Origin of the sequence: Salinivibrio sp. PR932 (assembly GCF_001996125.1) — a bacterium.
Lineage (GTDB): Bacteria > Pseudomonadota > Gammaproteobacteria > Enterobacterales > Vibrionaceae > Salinivibrio > Salinivibrio proteolyticus.
In genome coordinates this window covers 1-3,430 of the sequence record NZ_MUFM01000063.1, presented here as the reverse complement: position 1 = coordinate 3,430, position 3,430 = coordinate 1, and the positions used below count along the sequence as shown (strand labels likewise).

Annotated in this window: 4 protein-coding genes; all 4 read right to left on the bottom strand. The window is 37.5% G+C overall.

Going from position 1 to position 3,430, the window contains the following annotated elements; all coding sequences use genetic code 11:
• Window positions 1–215: 215 nt before the first annotated feature.
• Window positions 216–938, bottom strand: a complete 723-nt coding sequence (locus BZG84_RS16040; RefSeq protein ID WP_077678492.1) for an SDR family NAD(P)-dependent oxidoreductase — start codon at window positions 936–938, stop codon at window positions 216–218.
• The gene (locus tag BZG84_RS16035) at window positions 935–2,278 is read right to left on the bottom strand and encodes an AMP-binding protein (RefSeq protein ID WP_241825822.1); all 1,344 of its coding nucleotides are present in this window, start codon (window positions 2,276–2,278) and stop codon (window positions 935–937) included. Before BZG84_RS16035 ends, BZG84_RS16040 begins: the two co-directional genes overlap by 4 nt.
• Complete coding sequence (locus BZG84_RS16030) at window positions 2,271–2,516, bottom strand: hypothetical protein (RefSeq protein WP_077662266.1); 246 nt, start codon at window positions 2,514–2,516, stop codon at window positions 2,271–2,273. Before BZG84_RS16030 ends, BZG84_RS16035 begins: the two co-directional genes overlap by 8 nt.
• 63 nt (window positions 2,517–2,579) lie before the next feature.
• A partial coding sequence (locus BZG84_RS16025; RefSeq protein ID WP_077678490.1) for a hypothetical protein occupies window positions 2,580–3,430 on the bottom strand: 851 nt, incomplete at its 5' end.

Below are 3,430 nucleotides of genomic sequence, written 5' to 3'. Positions count from 1 at the left end.
ATTGATTCTGGGACTATTTGGGATACTATTTTTTTTATACGCATACTATCAAGTAATTTTCCAATCTTGAACATTGTAATGATGCTTCGCATGAGCGATATAAGATACAAATAAAAAAAGAGAGATAGGTAAAGAGACCACTCCCTTTAATACAGGATCTTTTTCTTGATCAATGTAATTTAGACCCGGGTCTATAACTAGAGTATTACTTAGTTCTATGCTGTACTACCCGCATCAACGGTAAACGTAGCACCCGTTACACCTGAAGCTTTATCAGACAAAAGATACACAACCATACTGGCAGCATCGGATACGTTCGCTAATCTGCCCAAACAACTGCGCCTTTTAATTTTTTCTAACTTGTCACCTTCTAAGCCATGAGTCATATTAGTTTCCATATAACCAGGAGCCAGTGTATTTACTGTAATCTGAGCTTTACCTAACTCCCTAGCTAGCGACTTAGTAAACCCATTCATTGCTGATTTAGTAGCGCCGTAAACACTTAGGCCATTAAAGCCAGTCGAACCAATTATTGAACCAATATTAATCACTCGGCCTTCTCTATTCAGAAGCATGGATCTGGTAACATATTTCGTCGTTAGAATTGGAGCTTCTAGATTAACTCTTATTAACTCTGAAATATCGCTTTCGTGCATCGTAGCAAGAACACCATCATTCCCTAGTGCTGCATTATTTACTAATCCATAAATGCGACCATGGCTTTGAGTTATTTCTTTAACTACTTTTGCAATAGAGGGAATATCGGAAAAGTCAAACTCGTAAAAGTAAACTTGATTAGAAAAATCTTCCATTAATTTCCTGTATTCTTTCGTTAAACTCCTACTGATACCTATTACACGATAACCGCAATCAGCAAGCTGCTTAGATACTTCAAGACCTAGTCCTTTAGCAGATCCAGTAACAACGACATTTTTCATTTCCCGTTCCTAATTTTTTTTCCAGTAGAGTTGGTTTCAATAAAGTCTACTCGTTTTACTATAGCTGGCACCTCGAAAGGTTCCAATTTATCTCGACAGAACGTTACAACACGAGATTTTAAGTCTTTCTTTGGAATGCTTTCTCCCTCAGGGGTGAGAACCAAATCAGCGCTGACCAAATCGCCTAAAACTGAGCTTTTCTTAGCAAATACTTTTGCCATTGACACAATGGGGCACTCTTCAAGTATTGCCTCAACTTTTTCGGGCATGACTTTATTGCCGCCAACATTTATTGAGCCGTTCGCTCGCCCAAGAAAAAACACTCTATCCTTTTTAACCTCGATTAAATCTCCGGTGTTGATATAGCCTTGTTCATCTATTTCTACATTTCCTTTCAAAAAATGGGTGCATCTATTTGAGTTCTTAATCCATAAAGATCCATCTATAGCCCTTAGTCGGGTTCCGTCAATTCCATTTAACAAATACTCAGCAGGAAATCCTTCCATTTTATCTTTGACGGAAAAGCCGACCCCGGCTTCTGTAGAGGCATAGATATGAATAACTTTCGCACTAGGAAAGCTCTTACATAATGCATTTAATATGTTCTGGTTAACGATCTCTCCTCCAAGAGTAATCCTTTCTAAAGGCATTTCTCTATGAGAGCTGTTCATTAATATTTTCCGCCAAAATGAGGGAGTAGCAGATAGACAGTTGACACTATTGTTGATAAAAGAGCAGACCATTGAGTCAGTATTATCACTATTCTGGGGAAGGACTATCGTTGAACCCGCTACAGCGGCTTGTAAGTATACTTGCAAGCCTGCAAATCTTGTAATGTCATACGTCAGTCCCCATATAAAATCGCAACCACGTTCTATATTTTTTTGAGATTTTGCAGTTAAAGACTCTAAAGAATAAGACGCTAGCTTAGGTTGCCCTGTTGTTCCAGAAGTCGCTAATATAAAACTCGTGTTGTATTTATTTGATTGTTTCGCGACAACGGGTTGTTCTATCTTTTCTACAGAAACTATTTTTCGATTTCCTACTCTAACGATATATTCAATTGCAGCGCGATCGTACCAATCAGTTTGATTAATAGAATCCCTAGGCTGTAATAAAACGCTATTGCAAATACTATCCAGCACTGGCAAATAGATTGCGAGCGATTCCCTATCATCTGAAATCACTGCGCAATTTTTATCGCTCAAGTCAGAATATTTGAGCTTAAAATCCGAACATAGACTTAATATATCTCTATAGGTATAACTAATATCTTCAAGCTTTAAAAAAACTCTTTCACAGGGAACGTTTTTTAAAAAACCAACAATTTTCTTATGCACGTCGCTTCTCATAAATAGCCACAAACTCACCAAATGTTGTAGGATATATAGCCTCGTCCATTTCCTGGAATGGGTCGAAGTCCAATTCCTCTTCAAGCAAGGCTACCAAAATAGCAAACCCAAGAGAGTCTAACCCAGAATCTAGCAAAACTTGTTCATCGGCCATCGTCGAGTAAAATTGTTCACTATCTGTTTGCTCCAAGGCTTCATTGAACTTATCTAATATAATTTGTCTCACTTTGCACTCCTGTTTTTCCGTATACCTGTATGTCTGCATCATTATACAAGCTGACCAATAAAACTATTTGCTTTCTATTTTACCTACTTTTCTAGCTGGCATACCAATTACCTTTGTATTTGCAGGTACGTCTTTCATTACCAACGAATGTGAACAGACCAGCGAGTTATCGCCTACTTCTACACCGTTAAGAACAACCGAGTTAGGAGCCAACCATACACCATCGTCAACTAGCGAACTTCCTGCCATAACGACGCCCGGAGTTATTACACAATTTTTCCCTACTTTACAATTGTGTGCAATAAAAACCAATGCATCGATTTTTGTTGACTTACCAATTTCAGTGTATCCATCGAACAAACTATTTGCTATACAAGAATTTGCGCCAATAGAGACGTCATCATGTATTTTTACACCGCCAACATGCTGGATCAGATGAGGAACAGCGTCACAATATATAACCTGAAACCCTTGGCTTCCTATTCTAGCACCAGAATGAATGACAACATTATTTCCTATAATAGAACCTTTATGAATAACTGCATGAGGTCCGATAGTTACATTATCTTTTATGATAACTCCATCTTCTACAACCGCGGTAGGGTGAATATTAAGATTATCACCATATACAGATTCTTTGTCGTCGTTATAAAATTCGGTGTTCTTTAATAGATAATTGTGAAGACTATAAAATTCGTCCTCTGGGTTCTCAACAACGAAAAACGTCTTTTTATCTTTTATTTCGGGTTCAACGGAATTGAAAATATCTTCATTTAATATAACGGCAGTGACTTCTTCTCGGTTGATATAAGATATATAGTTTTCATGGCCAACGTATGTTAAGTTAGAGCCAAACAATTCTCTATTTATTAAATTCAAAGAGTTAATAACGTGATCATCGCCTATAATAGGCG

What these genes read in the sequence shown, in the direction of transcription:
- BZG84_RS16040 (WP_077678492.1), bottom strand. Translation starts at nt 938, where the DNA reads ATGAAAAATGTCGTTGTTACTGGATCTGCTAAAGGACTAGGTCTTGAA.